Source organism: Tardiphaga sp. 42S5, from assembly GCF_034044155.1.
Lineage (GTDB): Bacteria > Pseudomonadota > Alphaproteobacteria > Rhizobiales > Xanthobacteraceae > Tardiphaga > Tardiphaga robiniae.
The window spans coordinates 6183563-6202899 of the sequence record NZ_CP139027.1 but is presented as its reverse complement, the minus strand read 5'-3'; the positions used below and the strand labels follow the sequence as shown (position 1 = coordinate 6202899).

20 protein-coding genes are annotated in these 19337 nt (G+C 61.3%); 12 read left to right on the top strand and 8 right to left on the bottom strand.

Translation table 11 applies throughout. The features are described 5' to 3' along the window. Positions 1-95: 95 nt before the first annotated feature. The gene (locus SFY93_RS28960; RefSeq protein WP_068730348.1) at positions 96-362 is read right to left on the bottom strand and encodes a hypothetical protein; all 267 of its coding nucleotides are present in this window, start codon (positions 360-362) and stop codon (positions 96-98) included. 186 nt (positions 363-548) lie between these two features. Here SFY93_RS28960 and SFY93_RS28955 point away from each other — a divergent pair, with 186 nt between their 5' ends. Together SFY93_RS28955 and SFY93_RS28950 are read left to right on the top strand one after the other, a co-directional pair. After that, entirely contained in the window at positions 549-1835 is a 1287-nt protein-coding gene (locus SFY93_RS28955; RefSeq protein ID WP_320445523.1) for a DUF445 domain-containing protein, read from the top strand. 187 nt (positions 1836-2022) lie between these two features. Beyond that, complete coding sequence (locus SFY93_RS28950; protein ID WP_320445522.1) at positions 2023-2793, top strand: esterase/lipase family protein; 771 nt, start codon at positions 2023-2025, stop codon at positions 2791-2793. Between the two features lie 19 nt (positions 2794-2812). Here SFY93_RS28950 and SFY93_RS28945 read toward each other — a convergent pair whose 3' ends face one another. Beyond that, positions 2813-4036, bottom strand: a complete 1224-nt coding sequence (locus SFY93_RS28945; RefSeq protein ID WP_320445521.1) for a bifunctional alpha/beta hydrolase/OsmC family protein — start codon at positions 4034-4036, stop codon at positions 2813-2815. 348 nt (positions 4037-4384) lie between these two features. On the opposite strand from SFY93_RS28945, the gene SFY93_RS28940 reads away from it, so the two are divergent. The 3 genes from SFY93_RS28940 (at position 4385) to SFY93_RS28930 (ending at position 7381) form a co-directional block, all read left to right on the top strand. Beyond that, positions 4385-5389, top strand: coding sequence for a TRAP transporter substrate-binding protein (locus SFY93_RS28940; protein ID WP_320445520.1), 1005 nt, complete (start codon positions 4385-4387; stop codon positions 5387-5389). Positions 5390-5472: 83 nt separating this feature from the next. Then, positions 5473-6048 carry a TRAP transporter small permease gene (locus SFY93_RS28935; RefSeq protein ID WP_320445519.1) on the top strand — a complete coding sequence of 192 codons (576 nt, stop codon included), beginning with the start codon at positions 5473-5475 and terminating at the stop codon, positions 6046-6048. Between the two features lie 40 nt (positions 6049-6088). Next, on the top strand, positions 6089-7381 hold the full coding sequence (locus tag SFY93_RS28930) for a TRAP transporter large permease (RefSeq protein ID WP_089265860.1): 1293 nt from the start codon (positions 6089-6091) through the stop codon (positions 7379-7381). A gap of 1 nt (position 7382) precedes the next feature. On the opposite strand, the gene SFY93_RS28925 is transcribed toward SFY93_RS28930, so the two are convergent. The 3 genes from SFY93_RS28925 to SFY93_RS28915 all read right to left on the bottom strand — a co-directional run bounded on the left by SFY93_RS28925 (position 7383) and on the right by SFY93_RS28915 (position 9673). Continuing rightward, positions 7383-8168 (bottom strand): FadR/GntR family transcriptional regulator, encoded by a 786-nt coding sequence (locus tag SFY93_RS28925; RefSeq protein WP_320445518.1) that lies wholly within the window; start codon positions 8166-8168, stop codon positions 7383-7385. Positions 8169-8238: 70 nt separating this feature from the next. Beyond that, entirely contained in the window at positions 8239-8760 is a 522-nt protein-coding gene (locus tag SFY93_RS28920) for a hypothetical protein (RefSeq protein WP_320445517.1), read from the bottom strand. Between the two features lie 415 nt (positions 8761-9175). Further along, positions 9176-9673 carry a YbaK/EbsC family protein gene (locus SFY93_RS28915; RefSeq protein WP_320445516.1) on the bottom strand — a complete coding sequence of 166 codons (498 nt, stop codon included), beginning with the start codon at positions 9671-9673 and terminating at the stop codon, positions 9176-9178. Positions 9674-9853: 180 nt separating this feature from the next. Here SFY93_RS28915 and SFY93_RS28910 point away from each other — a divergent pair, with 180 nt between their 5' ends. Continuing rightward, positions 9854-10570, top strand: a complete 717-nt coding sequence (locus SFY93_RS28910; protein ID WP_089265863.1) for a glycosyltransferase family 25 protein — start codon at positions 9854-9856, stop codon at positions 10568-10570. On the opposite strand, the gene SFY93_RS28905 is transcribed toward SFY93_RS28910, so the two are convergent. From SFY93_RS28905 to SFY93_RS28895, 3 genes are all read right to left on the bottom strand, one after another. Next, positions 10530-11807, bottom strand: coding sequence for an O-antigen ligase family protein (locus tag SFY93_RS28905; RefSeq protein WP_320445515.1), 1278 nt, complete (start codon positions 11805-11807; stop codon positions 10530-10532). The two genes, SFY93_RS28910 and SFY93_RS28905, sit on opposite strands and share 41 nt — an antisense overlap. Then, entirely contained in the window at positions 11804-12679 is an 876-nt protein-coding gene (locus tag SFY93_RS28900; protein ID WP_093757365.1) for an amidohydrolase family protein, read from the bottom strand. The genes SFY93_RS28905 and SFY93_RS28900 overlap by 4 nt, the downstream gene beginning before the upstream one ends. 89 nt (positions 12680-12768) lie before the next feature. Next, positions 12769-13539, bottom strand: a complete 771-nt coding sequence (locus SFY93_RS28895; RefSeq protein ID WP_116663196.1) for an IclR family transcriptional regulator domain-containing protein — start codon at positions 13537-13539, stop codon at positions 12769-12771. 106 nt (positions 13540-13645) lie between these two features. Between SFY93_RS28895 and SFY93_RS28890 the strand changes: the two genes are divergently transcribed. From SFY93_RS28890 to SFY93_RS28865, 6 genes are all read left to right on the top strand, one after another. Continuing rightward, entirely contained in the window at positions 13646-14122 is a 477-nt protein-coding gene (locus tag SFY93_RS28890) for a MaoC family dehydratase (RefSeq protein ID WP_093757153.1), read from the top strand. A gap of 20 nt (positions 14123-14142) precedes the next feature. Continuing rightward, a complete protein-coding gene (locus SFY93_RS28885) occupies positions 14143-14583 on the top strand; it encodes a MaoC family dehydratase (protein ID WP_320445514.1) in 441 nt (146 codons plus the stop codon). Positions 14584-14646: 63 nt separating this feature from the next. After that, positions 14647-15618, top strand: a complete 972-nt coding sequence (locus SFY93_RS28880; RefSeq protein ID WP_320445513.1) for a Bug family tripartite tricarboxylate transporter substrate binding protein — start codon at positions 14647-14649, stop codon at positions 15616-15618. Between the two features lie 240 nt (positions 15619-15858). Next, positions 15859-15984, top strand: coding sequence for a type B 50S ribosomal protein L36 (ykgO, locus tag SFY93_RS28875; RefSeq protein ID WP_055038661.1), 126 nt, complete (start codon positions 15859-15861; stop codon positions 15982-15984). A gap of 101 nt (positions 15985-16085) precedes the next feature. After that, entirely contained in the window at positions 16086-16730 is a 645-nt protein-coding gene (locus SFY93_RS28870) for a tetratricopeptide repeat protein (RefSeq protein WP_320445512.1), read from the top strand. Between the two features lie 227 nt (positions 16731-16957). Next, a complete protein-coding gene (locus tag SFY93_RS28865; RefSeq protein ID WP_320445511.1) occupies positions 16958-19264 on the top strand; it encodes a mechanosensitive ion channel domain-containing protein in 2307 nt (768 codons plus the stop codon). Positions 19265-19337 lie beyond the last annotated feature (73 nt).

Sequence of the window (19337 nt, the reverse complement as noted above, 5' to 3'; positions counted from 1 at the left end):
CGAGCGACGTAGTGTGGGGCCTCACCCCACCCCGTCTCGCATCCGCTTCGCGGATTGCTCACCGACCCTCCCCCTTCAGGGGAGGGTAAGAAATCTTACTGCCGTGCTAATGTCAGCGAGAACTCGCCATTGCGCACGCGGCCCGGAAGACCCTCGACAAACTTCGCCACGGCGTCTTCGCCATAGGTGCCGACGAGCTCGGCAAAGGCTGCGAACAGGCTGGCCTGCGCGAGGCAATCGCCATCGACGCCGTCATGCCGTGCTTCCGCCCAGGCTTCGTTGAGATAGCTCAGCGCGGCCTGCTTCTGTTCCTGATCCGGTAGCGGATCGCGGGCGGGGCGGTACGACAATGATTCGCTCATGAAATTCCCAAAACGGTCTTCGGTGCGCATCAAAGCGAAGCGCGCCTCGCAAGTTCGAATCGAGATCTACCACGCGGAGCAGGTTCCGCGAGCGACATCTTTAAGAAAGGTTAACGACAGTGACTCACATTGTCCGACATTATGTTAACAGCGGGAACCGGTCATCTTGACCGGTTGAGGAAGCCTATGGACGCAAACAGTTTTTCATCTTTCGCGAGTCCCGGCGACGCTGCGCGCGCAGCAGAGTTGCGACGCGTCAAGGCGATTGCGGCGCTGGTGCTGGCGAGCTGTCTGGTCGTGTTTGTCGGTGCAAAAATCTTGCTGCCGATTCATCCCGCGTTCGGATTCGTTGCGGCCTTCGCGGAAGCGGCCACTATTGGCGGATTGGCGGACTGGTACGCCGTTGTCGCGCTGTTCCGTCGGCCGCTGGGTCTGCCGATTCCGCACACCGCGATCATCCAGGCGAATCAAAATCGCATTGCGGACAAGCTGGGTGAATTCATCGAGGTGCATTTCCTCGAAGCCGGGCCGGTCGAGGCCAAACTACGTGAGGTGGATTTTGCGAGTTTCGTTGCAGACTGGCTGAGCGATAAAAAGCGTAGCGCGGATCTCGCGCGTTTCTTGCTGCGGCTGCTGCCGGAGGCGATGTCGGCGACGGAAACGTCTGGTCTCAAAACCTTCATCACGCGCCGCGTGATGACTCAGCTGCAGTCAGTTGATCTCGCGCCCATCGCTGCCGGCACCATGCGCGGCTTCATTCGCGATGGTCGCCATCAGGGCCTGCTCGACAATCTGCTCGGCGCCATGCATGGCGCGCTGACCGAGCCGGACACGCTGGCTGTCATCAAGAACAAGATTCGCGACGAGCTGCCGACGTTGCTCAAACTCTATCGCGCCGATGCGTTCCTGCTGAAGCGCATCGTCGCGTCGGCCACGACCTTCTTTGACGATGTACGCAAGGATCCAGCGCATCCGTTCCGTGGTGAGTTCGACCGCATGCTGCTCTCCTTCGTCGATCGGCTGGAGACCGAGCCCGGCTTCACCGGCCGCATCGATGGGTTGAAGCGCGATCTGCTGGCGCGCCCCGAGCTTGCCGAACTTGGGCGTAATCTCTGGAACAATGCGCGCAGCTTCATCGAGCGCAGTGCATCAGGTGAAAGCAATATACTAGCACATCATCTTGCCAATGTGTTCGTCGAGGCCGGCGCAGCGCTGCGCGCCGATGCCGAGATGCGCGGCGAGATCAACCAGGGCATCGTTGTGGTGCTGCGCACGTTCATCGCCGATCAGAAAAGCGGCGTGTCGAGTTTTATCGCCGATCAGGTGAAGGGCTGGGACATGCAGCAGCTGCTCGGTGTCATCGAAGTCAATATAGGCCGCGATCTGCAATATATCCGCTTCAACGGTTCGCTGATCGGCGGGCTCGCCGGGCTGGCGCTCTACACGATCGAATATCTGTTGCGACTGCTGTGAGAGCAGTTCCGCATTGCGGAAGTGAGGCGCCGGAGGGGGGTATCGGGATGCGCTTGAACTGCCACAAACCCGACCTTAACTTGAGTGAACTGATAGTTGCTTCGGTGCGTTGTGTGATTCCCTCCCTGTGAGGCTGCTTTCAAATCAATCGATATGACCGGCCAACGCGCCGGCGAGAGGAAATCAGATGTCGGCTACGGCCCAGGCGCAGCGTCCCCCATCGAAAACCCTGATGTTTCTTGAAGGCCGTGCGGTTCACGAATTCGGCGCCTTTCTCGGCGCGCTGCCGCTGCTGAATCTCGCGCCGCGTGGCGATGGTCATCCGGTACTGGTACTGCCGGGCCTTGTGGCCTCGGATGTTTCGACAGGTCCGCTCCGCACCTTCCTCAAAGGCCGCGGCTATGCCGTCAGCGGCTGGAAGCAGGGCCGCAATCTCGGCCTGCGCGACGGTGTGCAGGGCAGCATGGTCGAATTGCTGAAAGAGATGAACGAGAACCACGGCCGCAAGGTAAGTCTGGTCGGCTGGAGTCTCGGCGGCCTTTACGCACGCCAGCTTGCCAAGATGATGCCGGACCGCGTCCGCTCGGTGATCACGCTGGGTAGCCCGTTTGCCGGCCATCCGAAATCCACCAATGCCTGGCGCGTCTATGAATTCGCCAGCGGCAAACGCGCCGATGACACCGACGACGATTTCGGTGGTTCGCTTGCCGATACGCCGCCGGTCCCGACCACCGCGATCTACAGCCGCACCGACGGCGTCTGTGCCTGGCAGGGCTGCATGGAGAAGTCATCGGCGATGTCGGAGAGCATCGAGGTCGAGAGCAGCCATTGCGGGATGGGGCATCACCCCGCCGTCGTCTATGCAGTGGCGGAGCGTCTCGCGCAAAAGGAAGGCGCGTGGGCACCGTTCGATCGCTCTGGCTGGCGCAGCCTGGTCTATCCGGACCCTAACAGGTAAAGGCGCGTCAGCGACACGCTCACTCTGCTGCTGTCGTCACGATCCTGATCTCAGATGTCAGTGTCCGGTGTACCGGACACTTGTCAGCGATCTCCATGAGCTTTGCGCGCTGCTCAGCATCGAGCTTGCCGTCGATCGTGATGACGCGCTCAATCTGGTCCAGCATGCCGTCCTTGGTCTCGCATTCCTTGCAATCCCTGGCGTAGATCTTCTTGTGGTTCAGCGTCACCGTGACGTGGTCCATCGGCAATGCCTTGCGTTCGGCATAAAGCCGCATGGTCATCGCGGTGCAGGCGCCGAGCGCGCTGAGCAGCAGATCATACGGACCGGGTCCGGTGTCCTCGCCGCCGGCGGCGATCGGCTCGTCGGCGAGTATCTGATGCGGGCCGACAGTGATGACCTGCTGGAATTTGCTGGCGCGCGTCTCGCTCACCACCACCTTGCGCGGCTCTTCAGGCAGGCCCGCTACGGGCGTGACGGCGACCGCATTGAGATAGCGCCCGGCCCAGGCGGCGATGACATCGGCGACATAGACCGCGTCATGCTTTTGCGTAAGCAGATGATCGGCGCCGGCCAGCGAGACGAAGCTCTTGGGATGTTTGGCAGCGACGAAAATCTTCGTGGCGTTGTCGATGCCCACGGTGTCGTCGGTGGGTGCATGCATGATCAGCAGCGCCTTGTGCAGCCTGGTCACCTTGGCGATCAGATTGTGCTCGGCGATATCGTCGAGGAATTCGCGCCTGATGCTGAATGGCCGACCGGCGAGCTTGACCTCGACCTCACCCTTTTCGCGGATCGCGTCCACATGTTCGGCGAACATGTCAGTGACGTGGGCGGGATCGGATGGCGCTGCGATGGTGACAACGGCCTTGGCTTCCGGCATCTGTTCAGCGGCGGCGAGGATCGCTGCGCCGCCGAGGCTGTGGCCGATCAGGATCGCGGGCGCCTGGCGTATTTCCCGCAAATGGTCGGCGGCTTTTATGAGATCGGCGACATTCGACGAGAACGTGCTATTGGCGAAATCGCCCTCGCTGGAGCCGAGGCCGGTGAAGTCGAAGCGCAGCACGGCGATGCCCTTGAGCGTCAGCGCCGCAGAAATACGTCGCGCTGCCAGTACATCCTTGCCGCAGGTGAAGCAATGCGCGAACAGCGCATATGCATGGACATCGCCATCGGGCAGGTCGAGCGCCGCCGCCAGCATATGGCCGGCCGCGCCGGGGAATTGAAAGCGTTCAGTTGGCACGGTGGGCTCCTGTCGTGACAGATGTCTCTTTCTACACCGATTCCATCCAATCAATCAGCGGGTACCCAACACCCCTGCTAGAATGAGGCCGGGCTGCCGCTCTCTTCGCGCCGCACCTCGGGTTGAACTTTAGTTCTGCGCGGCCGCTAGAGCACGCGCTTGCCGGCCTCCGATGTCGGTGCTAGATGTCGGGTCATCGTACAACTTTTGGGGTGCGCAGCCGACACAAGCTGATGGACGGCGGGCCGGCACGCTCCTAGAATTGTGACAAGATCGACCCCGCAAAGGGGCGAACCAGAATAATGGCCAACGCGCCGCATCGGGAAATTCACAGGGAGGATTTCGTCCATGAAGAGAAGAGATGTCGTCAAAGGTGGACTGGCCGCGCTCGCGGTTGGCACTACCGGTCTTGGGCGGTTCACGCCTGCGCAGGCGCAGGCCAAGATGGTCCTCAAGGCCTCTGACGTCCACCCGCTCGGCTACCCCACGGTCGAATCCGTGGTGCGCATGGGCAAGAAGCTGGATGCCGCCACAAGCGGCCGGCTCACCATCCAGATGTTTCCCTCCATGCAGCTTGGCGGCGAGAAGGAAGCCATTGAGCAGGCCCAGGTCGGCGCTCTGCAGATCGCCCGTATCTCTGTCGGTGCGGTCGGCCCCGTGGTCGATGACGTCAACGTCTTTAACATGCCGTTCGTGTTTCGCGATTCCAAGCACATGGAAGCGGTTCTCGATGGCGAGATCGGCACCGAGCTGCTGAACAAGATCACGGCCAACGAAAAAACCGGTCTGGTCGCGCTTGGCTGGATGAATGCAGGCTCGCGCAACATCTATAACAGCAAACGCCCGATCAAGACGCTCGCCGATCTCAAGGGTCTCAAGATCCGGATGATCGGTAATCCCTTGTTCATCGACACCATGAATGCGCTCGGTGGCAACGGCGTCGCCATGGGCTTCGATCAGGTGTTTAGCGCCATGCAGACCGGCGTCGTCGATGGGGCCGAGAACAACCTGCCATCCTTCGTGGCGCAGAACCACTTCCAGGTCGCCAAGTATTTCTCGATGACCGAGCATCTGATCATTCCGGAATTGCTGGTGTTCTCGAAGGCGTCATGGGCGAAGCTCACGCCGGACGATCAGGCGCTGCTGAAGAAATTCGGCCGCGAGGCACAGCTCGAGCAGCGTGTGCTCTGGTATGAGGCAGAGAAGACCGCGCTCGACAAGATGAAGGAAGTCGGCACCGACATCGTCACGTCCATCGACAAGCAGCCGTTCCGCGATGCCGTGAAGCCGGTGTGGGACAAATACGGCGCGAAATACGCCGAGATGACCAAGCGCATTGCTGCGGTGAGCTAGCGGCATGTTCTCAATGTGTCGTCCCCGCCTTCGCGGGGACGACAGGATAGGCCAGCGCTTCCGTCGCGTTACCTGAGGTCTTCATGTCTGACGTTATTTCCAAACTGCCGGCTGCATCCAGTCATCACGCCGATACGGCCAGCCATGGTACGGCTTACGCGTTCCGCCGCGCCATGAACGCACTGTACTGGTCCGGTGCCGTGTTTTCTTGCCTGGCGCTTGTGCTGATCTCCGCGATTATCCCATGGGCTGTTTACACCCGCTACATTTTAAACAGCGCGGCGTCATGGCCGGAGCCGCTGGCGGTGTTGCTGACGATAGCGGTGACTTTCATCGGCGCCGCCAACTGCTATCGCCAGCGCATCCACATGAACATGACGGTAGGTACCAATCTGCTGCCGCCTCACGCGCGTGTCGTAGCTGCTTTCATCAGCGAGTTGCTGATGGCTGCGGTGGCACTGTTCATGGTGATCTGGGGCATGAAGCTGGTGATGACCACCTGGGGCAATTCGGTGGATGAATTTCCCTGGTTGTCTGTGGGGATCACCTACATGCCGATCCCGGTTTCCGGCGCGATGATGTTTCTCTTTGTCGTCGAACGCCTGACCATCGGTCCGCCGCCGCAGGATGGCAGCGACGCACACATACCTCTCGACTAGCTTCGCCGATCAGCTCCAGCCAGAACAAAGAAAATCCGACATGGACATCGCCGTTCTTCTGCTCAGCATGTGTTTGTTCTTCGCCGTCGGTATGCCGATCGCCTTCGCGTTGGCGCTCTCGGCGCTGGTCGGTGCACTGTGGATCGATCTGCCGGTCGCGGCCGTGATGCAGCAACTCTCCAGCGGCGTCGGCAAGGTGTCGATGCTGACTGTGCCGTTCTTCGTGCTGGCCGGCGCCATCATGGCAGAAGGCGGCATGGCGCGAAGGCTGGTGGATTTTGCAGCCGTCGTGGTCGGCTTCACGCGTATCCGCGGCGGCCTATCCCAGGTCAATATTCTGGCTACGACTATCATGTCCGGGATTTCCGGCTCGTCGGTCGCAGATACGTCGGCGATTGGCTCGGTGATGATCCCGCAGATGGCGGCGAAGGGTTATCCACGGGTGTTCGCCACCAATGTGACCATCTCCGCCTCGGTCCAGGCGATCCTGGTGCCGCCGAGCCACAATGCGGTGATCTATTCGCTGGCGACCGGCGGCGTGGTCTCGATCACCAGCCTGTTCCTGGCAGGTATCGTGCCCGGGCTATTGCTTGGCTTTGCGATCATGTTGTTGTGTCTCTACTTTGCCTATCGCGATGGTCATCCGAAGGGCGAGCCGGTGCCAGTGAAGCAGGCGCTGAAGATGCTGGGGGATGCCACCTGGGGAATCGTCACGCTGGTAATTGTGCTCGGTGGCATTCTCACAGGCGTGTTCACGCCGATCGAGGCTGGCGCTGTGGCGTGCGTCTGGGCCTTCTTCGTCACGATGTTTATCTATCGCGACTACAAATGGTCCGAGCTGCCGATGCTGACCTACCGGACGCTCCAGACGGTGGCGATGGTGTTGACGCTGGTCGCGACCGCGTCATGCTTCGGCTATGTCGCTGCGATGATGCGGATGCCGGCGCATATGACCGAGTTCTTCGTCGCCATCTCGTCGAACAAATACGTGCTATTGATGTGGCTCAATATCATGCTGCTGATCCTCGGCACGGCGCTCGATCTCGCGCCACTGCTGCTGATCTGCACGCCGATCCTGCTGCCGGTGGTGAAGAGTTTCGGGATCGACCCCGTGCATTTCGGCATCGTGATGCTGCTCAATCTCGGCATCGGCCTGCTGACGCCTCCGGTCGGTACCACGCTGTTCGTGGGCTGCGCCATCGGCAAGGTCTCGGTGGACGAGGTGATGCGCGGGATCTGGCCGTTTTACTGGGTGATGTTCGCGGTCTTGATGCTGGTGACTTACGTGCCGTGGTTCTCGATGGCGCTGCCGCACGCGTTCGGCTTCAGGTGAGCTACTGGACCGGATCGACTGACAACTGCTTGTAGCGTTCCTTGCCGTTCAGCAAATGCCGGCGCATCGCATCGCGAGCCTTGCGCGGCGAACGGGCGCTGATCGCATTGACGATGACTTGATGCTCCTTCTCGATGCTCTCGAGATAGCGCTTCTGCAATTCGACTTTGCCATCGAAGGTGCGGATGCTCTGGCGCGGGATGATGAGGCCGCCGAGGAATTCCAGAAAGCCGACGAAGCGCGCATTCTGCGTGGCGACAGCAATGGCGAAGTGGAAGTCGAAATCCTCCTTCACCGCACGGTCGCCATTGGCGATGGCGCGGCTGAAGGTAGCCGCGGCCTTGGCAATGGCTCGGATCTGGGCAGCGGTGGCGCGCTCGCTGGCTATAGCCGCGGCCTCCATCTCGACGGCCGTGCGCAGTTCAAGAATTTCGATAACGCTGCCAAGCGAGCCCAGGCCGTCGGGGTCGATGGCATAAGGTTGCTGATCGGGCTCACTGTTGACGAAGGCACCGGCGCCTTGCCTTGTGGTTACAAGGCCCCGGGCGCGGAGTGCGGCAATCGCCTCGCGAACGACCGTGCGGCTGACGCCCATGGCCGCCATCATGGCCTGCTCGGTCGGCAGGCGCGCGCCTGCGGGCAAGCGGCCTTCGATGATCTGGGCAGCGATGCGCTCGACGACTTCCTCAGTACGGCGGCGTACGGGATTGAGCGGTCGCAGCAAAGGCGTGCCTGCGGCCCCATTGGGTGTCTTGCGCCTGGTGCGTGGCTTAGCTTGTCCGGTCATCGTACAACCGGGCTATCATCGCCGATGTCGCTGCGCAAGCTTGCGGCACGCGTCATTGCGCTGCACGCTCTTACATTGTTTCGAGTTCGGGCAGCTTGAGATCGCATTCGACCCAGGCGCCGTTAATGGTGAAGCGCTGGAACGGCGAGTTGGGCACCGGAGCCTGCAATGGCGCGAGGAACTGCGCGTCGGCGGGGCTGCGGAGGTGAAACTGGATATGGCTGGCGGAAAGGGCGTTGCGCGACAGCCAGATCATGCCGGAAAACAGCTCGATCAGCAGTTGTCCGTATTTATCGAGACCGGCACTCCCGAAGTCGTAGGTCGGCGACACGGTCATGAAACGGCAACGCAGCACGGGACCTTCGAATTTGGGCATCAGAAGTTTGCTGACCTGACAGAAAGCCTGCGGAACGGTGCCGTCGTAGAGGCCGTACAACCCACCCTTGCCGCCCTGCAGGACTGGGTCCAAAGCGGCGAAAATGCCTTGGGTGTAAGTGGAGAAATCTTCTTCTGCGGCCTCTGCAGCCTTCCGCCACTGCGACTTCAGTGAAGCCCAGCTTCTGTCGGCGTCGGTGATCGGCACGAGCCGCATCTCGAGGTCCCCCCGCCGATTTACACACGGCCGGATGCAACCCTAGCTATATACCCTCAAGATTTTGATAACGCGGGAACTTGGCGCCAGCGGACGTCTACAGAGCGCGTTCAGGCGCCAGCGGACTGTAGTCCGGCTGCAGCAGCGGCCACGATCGACGCCACGACCTGCTTCCAGGTTTTCGACGACTGCGGGCGATGAGACGGGGCTTTGAAGCGCATGGTCCTTGTCCGGTTGGGCTGCACATATTGCGGTGCAGCCGAGCGTCCTTAGGGACGACACCCGGAAAATCGTGCCTTGCGTGGGGGAAGTCGATCCCCCGACAAAAAAAGCAATACGCGCGCTGCTCTCGTGCCGGACGGCGGTTGGCTTGTTCTCTGCCGGCACTGAACGGCAGTGAATTATTCTCGCTGCCTCAATCCATCGCGGGAGCTTGCTCCTGCACTGCCGCCGGTTCCTGGCAAACATCGACCCAGCTGGCCCCGGTCAGTTCGGCCATCCGTGCCGGGGACATCCGCACCGAACTGTTGACCGAGCCCGCCGCCGGCCACACCTCGGCGAATTCCTTCAGCGACACGTCGCAGTAGACTTGTAATGGCGTTGCCAGGCCGAACGGGCAGACGCCGCCGACCGGATGGCCGGTGAGGGCAACGACCTCATCGGCCCCCAGCATGCGGGGCTTGCCGCCAAGTGCATCGCGTGCCTTCTTGTTGTCGAGCCGCGCTGTACCCTTGGTCACCACCAGCACCACCCGGTCGCCGACCCGCACCGACAGCGTCTTGGCGATTTGGCCGGGTTCGACGCCCAACGCCTCGGCGGCGAGAAGGACCGTGGCCGAGCTTTTGTCGGTAACGGTGATGGATAATTCGGGGGCGTTGGCGGTGAGAAAGGCGCGGACGGACTCAAGGCTCATGATGCGGTCTCGGTGACATACCGCCACGCCCTCTCACATGTCGCCGACAAAGTGAAGTCACATCCGTGCATTGGGGAACTGGGGCGGCGCTGCCGCGCCATTCCCTCGCGCCGGTTTTGACCTTATACGGGCTCTTGTCTGGCTGACCGTGCCGGATGATGTTCTGGAGCCTACCCCTCGATGCTGCCGGCCTATGTGATCCATGCCAAGTCGTTGCCCGAGCGCACGGAGCATATCCAGCGCGAGCTCGACCGCGCGGGCATCAAGTTCGAGTGGGTGCTGGATTTCGATGCCGACGAGATCACCTCCGATGTCGATCGGGCTTATTTCGCCGAAGGCGCCGATCTCACGCTGCGGCAGAAATCCTGCGCGCTGAAACATGTGGTCGCCATGCAGCGCATCCGCGAGCGCGGCCAGGATCTGGCACTGATCTTCGAGGATGACGCATTGCTGGTGCCGGATTTCTGCGACCAGTTGAAGCGGGTGCTCGACGAAGCCGAAAAGTGGCCGCGGCCGCGAATTCTGCATCTTGGCGCCGCGACCAATTTTTACACCCCGGCGTCGGAGTTGCGCCCGGGGCAGATCGTCTATCCCGGCAATCGCGTGCGCAATATGGAAGCCTATGTGCTGGGCGCGCCGGAGGCCTCGGCGCGACTTGACTGGATCGCGCGGCATCCCATGCACGAGCCTATCGACATTGCCTTTAACACCGGCGATCCTGCCATGGGCATCCCGTTCCTGTGGCCAGAACCGCCGCTGGCCGAGCAAGGCTCGCTTAATGGCGTGTTCAAAAGCTCGCTTGATCGCAAAGGACATGCGCAATTGCAGCTGCGCATACAGTTTGCCGTGCAGAAGTTCAGGCGGCGTTATTTGAAGCGGTGGCTGAAGCTGAAGTAGTTGGCGGCTTCCGGTCGGTCATTCCGGATGGAGCATTGCGTACCAACGCGCCGAGCAATCCCACTGCCAGACAGTACAGCATCCCCTGCGTCACCGCCGAGATGTGGCTGTTGAATAAAGAGCCAATCACGTTCTGCAACACGACGGCCTGGCCGAGGATGCTTGCATAATCGCGCGCGAGAAAAAGCCGTGCATGCGCGATCCACATGGCCCACAGCAGCAGCCCGCCGATCAGGCCGACCTGCAGCACCGTATGAAGCGTTTGATTGTGCGGATCGGGCGTGGCCTGGCCATAGGGCGACGGCTTCGTCGCCTCCATGCTCTGATACAGCGGCTTGATGCTCCCGGTGCCGTGACCGGCGATGGGCGAGGCCTTCACGAAGCCGACTGCCTTGCTCCAGAAATCCAGCCGCGATGCAGTCGAGATTGTTTCACCGCCAGCGGTCTGGCCGCTATTGGCGTTGATGTCCGAGTTGATCTCTGCAATCCGGCGCTGCGCTTGTGGCGAGGTCAGTAGTGCGATGCCGATCACGATCATGGCTGCCACCGCGACCATGGCAGAGCGGCGCCAGCCGCCGGCGTGGATGACGAATAAACCGAGTAATGCGGCGGCCATGATTGCGCCGGTCTTCGACACGTAGATCAGGAAAATGTCGGCAAAGAACAGAAGCGCGAGCACGATCATCGCGATGGCGCGGCGGGTGTCCTGGACCCAGATGCGCATCGCGCCGATCGCCAGAGCGAAGGCACAAAGTGCGAAGCAACCGGATTGAACCGCGTTGTCCTTGAAGGGCACGCCGGGCGCCTTGAACCAGCCCCACGGTCCCGTGGGCCACAGGAACGCAGCCCATGACAGGGCGAGAAGACAAATACAGGCGGCAAGAAAGCCATAAGCGATTTGTAACGCTTGTTTCGGCGTAAATGCCGTTGCCATCACCAATGGAATCAACAGCAGCTTGGCGTAGGGACCAACCCATCTGATCGCGCCGCTGAGCGGCTGCATCGACCAGAGCACGCCGACCAGGATCAGCGCGAACAGCGCGACCGGCAGATAGGCCGCCGGCCTCCGCAACGTGGCGATGAAACGATCGCGGTCGAGTGTCAGCAGCGCGAGCACTGCAAAGATCGACACCGCGATAGCTTGACCGCTGGTTGAGAACGGCAGCGAGAAGCCGGTGGCAACGGCAGCGATCTGCCGGGCATCCGCAAGTTTGCGCGGCAGATCGTTGTTCGTCATATGCCCAAGAGTTTCCGTGCGTTGTTCTTCAGGACCTTCGGACGCACCTCGTCACGAATGTCGAGCTTGGCGAAATCGGCCATCCAGCGATCCGGCATGATCACCGGCCAGTCGGAGCCGAACAGCATCTTATCCTGCAGGATCGAATTGATGTAGCGCACCAGGATCGGCGGGAAGTATTTCGGCGACCAGCCGGACAGGTCGATATACACGTTGGGCTTGTGGGTCGCGACCGACAGCGCCTCTTCCTGCCAGGGGAAGGAGGGATGCGCCAGAATGATCTTCATGTCGGGAAAATCGACCGCAACGTCGTCCATATACATCGGGTTGGAATATTTCAGCCGCATCCCCATGCCGCCCGGCATGCCGGAGCCGACGCCTGTCTGGCCGGTGTGGAACAGCGCGATAGCGCCGCCTTCCTGGATCGCCTCATAGAGCGGATAGGCCATGCGGTCGTTGGCGTAGAAGCCCTGCATGGTCGGATGGAACTTGAAACCCTTAACGCCGTATTCGGAGATCAGCTTGCGCGCCTCGCGCACGCCGAGCTTGCCCTTGTGCGGATCGATCGACGCAAACGGGATCAGCACGTCGGCGTTTTCTTTGGCGATCTCCAGCATCTCGTAGTTGTTGTAGCGGCGGAAACCGGTCTCGCGCTCGGCGTCCACCGGGAAGATCACCGCGGCAATCTTCTTGTCGCGGTAATAGGCGGCTGTTTCCTCCACTGTCGGCGGATGCTTGTGCGGCGACTTGAAATACTCGGCCATGCGGGCCTGGAAATCGTCATAGCCATCGTCCGCGTGGCAGCCGCATGGCTCTTCCGCATGGGTGTGGATGTCGATGGCGACAAGGTCGTCCGGATTGAGCAATTTCATGTCCCGCGTCTCCCGCACTTTCATCATTATCGTTGGCGGTTGCTCTAGCAAACCGGCCTGCTGAATGAAAGACGCGGAACGCTTCCGACCTAGCCGGTGGAGAAGGACTGTGTCCGGATATCCTGCGCGGTGCGGCGGAGCGGGATCAGGTATTTCTCCTTTGCCGTCGCCTCGTCCATTGTGCCCGAGATCGCATTCACGCTGATCGCCGCGACGACCCGGCCGCCGTGGTCGCGGACGGGGACGGCGATGCCGCAGATGGCTGGATCGAGTTCGCCATCGACCCAGCCATAGCCTTTGGCCTCGACGCGTTCGAGCTCGCGTTCCAGCAGCACGGAATCGGTGATGGTGCGTGGGGTGATCTGCTTGAATTCGGTGGTGGCGAGATAGTGCGCACGCTGGTCCGGCGGCAGGGCTGCCAGCAGGACCCGGCCGAGCGACACCACGTGGGCGGGCAGGCGGCTGCCGACGGCGAGATTGGCCGAGAGAATGCGCTGCGCCGGCAATCGCAGCGCATAGACGATCTCGGTCTCGTCCAGCACGGCCAGCGAGCAGGATTCGCCGATTTCGTTGCGCAGGTCTTCCAAAGCGCGTTGCGCATAGCCCCAGTAAGGCAGTGCATTGAGGTAGGAAAGGCCAAGCCCCAGCGCCCGTGGGCGTAGGCTGAAATAGCGGCCATCGGCTTCGCAATATTTCATCACGATCAGCGTCGCCAGCATCCGGCGCGCCGTCGCGCGGCTGAGACCCGCGATCGCGGCGACTTCCGAGAGCGTGTGTCGGCCCGGTGGGCGACCCAGTGCTTCGACGGCCGCAAAACCACGGGCGATCGCCCGAACGAAGCCGTCACTGTCTTTGGCCATGCACCATCCTACCGGTTCGGACTTGTCAGTCCCGGGAAACCGCGCCTATAGTTGTTCGTAAGGCGGCCATAAAGTTCGCCTGGTGAACGTTAGTGGAGAAGGCGCTATGGCGCAAGCGGAAGTTTTTGAAACCGATTTCTGGAAGGATGCGAACCTGCGCAAGGTCTGGGACGAGATCGTCCCGGGCGAGCCACGCAAGACGCTGCCTTATGTCCTGACGAGGGAGGCGATCCAGCTTTATTGCCGCTCGGTCGGCGAGAACCACCCGTTGTATTTCGACGAGGCTTACGCGAAGGCGTCGCCCTATGGCGGTCTGATCGCGCCGCCATCGATCCACATTCTGCTGATGTTCTCCTGCACGCCGGCCGACGACTGGATGCGCACACCTGGCACCGTCAATGCCGGCCAGTCCTGGAGCTACAACATCCCGGCACGGCCCGGAGACACCATCACCCTGCAGGCCCGCGCGCTCGACAAGTTCATCAAGCGCGAGCGACTGTTCGTGGTCCACGACAACGTGTTCTTCAACCAGCGCGGCGACGTCATCTGTTCTGGCCGCGGCCAGACCATCCGCCCGATGTGAGCGTGGCAAGGAGATCAACCATGACAACCAGCTTTGACAAACTCTCCACCGGCGACACCATCGACGGTCCGAGCTTCGCAGTGTCGCGCGAGTCGATCCGGCTCTTCTGCGATGGATCGCTCGACTACAATCCGCTGCATCTCGACGACAACTACATGAAGAACTCGTTCGGCAAGACCAATTTCGGCGGCATCATCATGCATGGCATGAATAATTTCGGGCTGATCACTCGCATGCTGACCGACTGGGCCTATCCTGCCGGTGCAATTCATCGCCGTCTCGAAACGCGATGGGTCAAGCCGGTGAAGCCCGGGGATACCATTCAGCCGGTCGGCATCATCAAGGCCAAACAGACGACCGAGAAATCGCGCTGGGTGCTGATCGACGTGCTGGTGAAGAACCAGAACGACGAGAAGGTCGCGACCGGCGAGGCGATGGTTGAATTTCCGCTGACAGCCTAGTGGCTCAATGCAACGGCGTGCGGCATAGTCCGCACGCCGGATAAAAACAGGCAAGGGATCGAAATGAAGAAGCTCACGAGGCTCGCCCTGTCGTGTCTGGCGATGACTTTTGTCATGTTGTCAGGCGCGCTGGCGCAGAATTTTCCAGTCAGCCAGATCAAGATCATCGTGCCGTTTCCAGCGGGGGGCACGACGGACATCCTCGCACGGTTCGTTGCGCAATATCTGGGCGAGAAGCTCGGCGTCACCACGATCGTCGAGAACCGGCCCGGCGCATCGGGCACGATCGGTTCGGAAGTTGTCGTGAAGTCGCCCGCCGATGGCAGCGTGTTGTTGGTCACGGCCACGCATCACGTGATCAATCCGAGCCTGCGCAAGAGTCTGCCTTACGAGACACAGAAGGACTTCTCGCCGATCGCCCTGATCGCGACGGCGCCAAATGCGCTTGTTGTGACTAGGGACTTTCCGGCGAAGTCGGTCGCCGAGTTGATCGATCTGGCGAAGAAGCAGCCCGGCAAGCTGTCCTTCGGATCGGCCGGCGTCGGCGGCGCCAATCATCTGTCGGGCGAATTGTTTAAGCAGATGGCTGGAATCAATATCGAGCACATCCCTTACAAGGGCGCCGCGCCGGCGATGAACGACCTGATCGGCGGCCATATTCCGATCATGTTCGATACGTTGCCGACTGTTTTGCCTGCTGCCGAGGCAGGCAACATCCGTGTGCTCGCGGTCACCAGCCTCACCCGAGCGGCCTCGCTCCCCAACGCCCCGACCCTCGATGAGGCCGGCGTAAAGGGGTTCGAGGCGACCGCCTGGTTCGGCATGTATATGCCGCAGGCCAATGGCAGCCCGGCCTATACGAAGCTAGTCGCGGCCATGAAAGAGATCCTGGCGGCACCCGCGACCCGCGAGAAATTCGCCACCCAAGGCGTCGAGCCGGGCAAGCTGACGGGAGCTGCATTCATGGCTTTCGTCGATTCGGAGATCAAGAAGTGGGGTGCCGTGGTGAAAGCCGCGAATGTTCCGCAAGAGTGAGCCGCACGGGTTTGAGGGTCCGGCGGCTGGTCCCGGACCCTCTAACCACCAAAATACCTGCAAATGTCGATCTGGTGGTCGTCAGATGCCCGGATCGGATTGACAGTCCGGCGCCCGATGGCTTAGAAACCGCGGGTCCCGGGCGACTTGGTCGCCAGCGGGTTCAAGCTCATTTTCGCTGATTTCGGCCTGCTGCGCACGGCCTTTGACGTCAGTATCGCAAGCTATCAGGATTGACCGATGAAAGTCCGTAACTCGTTGAAATCGCTGCGTGGTCGTCACCGCGACAACCGCCTGGTCCGCCGCAAGGGCCGCGTCTACGTGATCAACAAGACCCAGCGCCGTTTCAAGGCTCGCCAGGGTTGAGTTGCTGAGCGGCCGGCATTGTGCCGGCTGGCCTCACGACATCACAGGTGTTTGACGCGCTGCTGCTTTGCAGCGCGTTTTTTCGTGTCTAGACTTGCAGCATGGCATTGAGAATCCCGACCGCAGGTTTTGGAATTCTGCTGAGCGCATTTCTGGGCGCAGCACCCGTCTATGCGCAGGTGCGAGATCCGCAGGTCGTGACCCCGGATGCGCCGAAGAAGATTCCCGAGCCACCCGCCAAACTGCCGAAGGTCAATGCCGACAAGACGCGCGGCCTTGATTTCCTGTTTGGTGCGCTGAAAGCGGCGCCGGACGAAGCCAGTGCCAAACACGTCGAAGGCCGGATCTGGGCCCTGTGGTCGCAGACCACGAGCGACACGACCGCGCTGCTGATGACCCGCGCCAAGACGGCGCTGGACGCCAAGCAGGTCGATCTGTCGCTGCAGTTGTTGAGCGCGGTGGTGAAGTTGCGCCCCGATTACGTCGAGGGCTGGAATCGGCGCGCGACGCTGTATTACCTGCAGAACGATTACACCCGGTCGCTGCAGGATATCGAGCAGGTCCTGATACGCGAACCCCGGCATTTCGGTGCTCTGGCAGGGCTCGGCATGATCATGCAGGAGCTGGGCGACGACAAGCGTGCGCTTGATGCGTTCCGCAAGGCGCTTGCGGTCAATCCGCATCTCGAAAAGGTGCCGGAGCTGGTCAAGACCCTGACCGAAAAGGTCGAAGGCCGCGATATCTGAGATTCCTTGAAAGTTGGGGTGCTCGCGGGGCATCGTGGGAACATCACCCTGCTTTGATGCATCCCTGCTGCCCGCGATGGAAAAACAAGACATCGTCGCCGGGGAATCAAACTTCTGACACAGGAAACGGGCGAAAAGGGCGTTTTCCGAGCCACAGGAAGGGACACCTTTTGGCGCCGAAGTCATTTCCGCTATTCGCTTTGCTATGTGTGTTGATGGCCGCACCGATGGCTGCTGTGACCGGCCCTGCGCTGGCGCAGAAAGCCGATGCGCCGCCGGCGCCTGCAGCTTCGACGCTGTCCCCCGATCAGGCCAAGGCTGCGCTCGACACATTGCAAGACGACGTCAAGCGCAAGGAAATGATCGATACGCTGCGCGCGATCGCCACGGCGACACTTGCATCGCCGGAGAAGAAACCGGCCATTCCGCTCGACGCCGACAGTCTTGGCGCGCAATTGCTCGTGACTATTTCCGATCAGCTCGGCGATATTACACGCGAGGTCTCGACAGCCGTGCAATCGGTCACGCGCTTTCCGGCGCTATGGTACTGGCTACAGCGCAGCGCGAACGATCCCGCCACCTATCATCTCCTGTTCGACATCGCCTGGAAGCTTGTTGTCGTATTCGGCGGTGCGCTGGCGGCGGAATGGCTCATGGTTTGGCTGCTGCGCAAGCCGCAGGCCGCGCTTGAGGCGCGCATTCCTTTCGTCGCCCGTGCGCCGTCCTCGCTCATCGAACGTGCCGATCCACCGTCGTCCACGGCCGACTTCACCGAGGCGCCTGATCTCAACAAACGGCGGCGCAGCCTGACCCGGGCGTGGCAATCGCTGCTGCGGCTTCCCTATGTGGTCGGGCGTCTTCTCCTCGAATTGTTTCCGATTTTCGTCTTTACCGGCACGGTATCGCTGCTGCTCGGCACCCAGATCGGCGATGCCGGGATCACGCGCCTCGCGATCCTTGCTATCGTAAACAGCTATGTGGTGGCGCGCGCCATCATCTGCGCGATGCGCGCGTTGTTTGGGCCGCTCGCGCTGTTCAGGGTGAAGGAGGAGACCGCAGCCTATCTCGAAATCTGGACGCGTCGCATCGTCGGCGTCGGCGCCACCGGCATCGCAATCGCCAATGTCGCCCTGATGATGGGCCTCTATCGCTCGGCGCATTTTGCGCTGATCAAGCTCGTGATGCTGGTCGTGCATCTGTTTGTCGTCGTCATCGTCCTGCAGTGCCGGAAGCCCGTTGCCGATGCACTCCGCGCGCCGATCGGTGCTACCGGCTTCCTGAGCGCGATGCGCAATCGCCTCGCCAGTCTCTGGCATGTGCTGGCGATCGTCGTCGTGATGGCGGCTTGGACCATCTGGGCGCTCAATATCCAGAACGGTTATTCATTGCTACTGCGATACATCGTCGGCACGGTCATTGTCGCGCTGGTGGCCCGGCTCGTCTCCATGATTGCACTGAGTCTCATTGACCGCGGTTTCCGCATCAAGCCGGAAATCCTGCAGCGCTTTCCGGGTCTTGAGACGCGTGCCAATCGTTATCTGCCCCTGTTGCGCAAGGTCGTCGCAACGATCATCGCGGTGATCGGCCTCGTTGCCTTGCTGGAAGTGTGGGGCGTCAATGCCATTGTCTGGTTCTATGGCGGCCAGATCGGGAGTCGGGTCGTCTCGGCTGTCATCACCGTCGGCATCGCGGCCATTGTCGCTGCGGTTGTGTGGGAAGGTAGCAATGCGCTGATGGAGCGGCAGCTTGCGGCGCTGACGCGCGACGCTCATTTCGCCCGCGCGGCGCGTCTGCGCACGTTTCAGCCGATGCTGCGCACGACATTGCTCGGCGTAATCATTGCGGTGGTTGCGCTCACCGCGCTGAGTGAGATCGGTGTCAATGTCGCGCCGCTGCTTGCTGGTGCCGGCATTCTCGGCATTGCCATCGGCTTCGGTTCGCAGAAGCTGGTGCAGGACGTGATTACCGGCTTGTTCCTGCTGCTGGAAAGCACCGTGCAGGTCGGAGACAACGTCACGGTGTCGGGCCTGTCGGGTGTCGTCGAAAACGTCTCGATCCGTACCATCCGGCTGCGTGCCGGCGATGGTTCGGTTCACATCATTCCCTTCAGCGCGGTGACCACCATCACCAATGCCAGCCGCGGTGCAGGCAACGCGGCTGTCAGCGTCAGCGTCGCTTACAAGGAAGATACCGACCGCGCTGGCCAGTTGCTGAAGGACATCGTCGAGCAGATGCGCAATGAGGCAGCTTTCAAGCCGCTAATCCGCAGCGATCTCGAATTGTGGGGCGTCGACAAGGTCGATGGTTCGATGGCGACGATCGTCGGGCAGATCCGGTGTACCGATTCTGGCCGCTGGGCGGTGCAGCGCGAATTCAATCGCCGCATGAAAATCCGCTTCCAGGAAGAAGGTATCGAGATCGCCTCGCCGGGACAGGCCGTCCTGATGCAGTTGCCGCCACCTTCCACTGAAGTTGCAGAAGGTGATGACGCAGATATCCAGCAGAGCAAGTCAGCGCAGCGCCGCGCCGGCTAGATCGCTGCAGCTCCGGATTAGCGCGTTCCACCATTCCGCAGTGTCCGAAAGTGGACGACAAAGACGAGCCGGA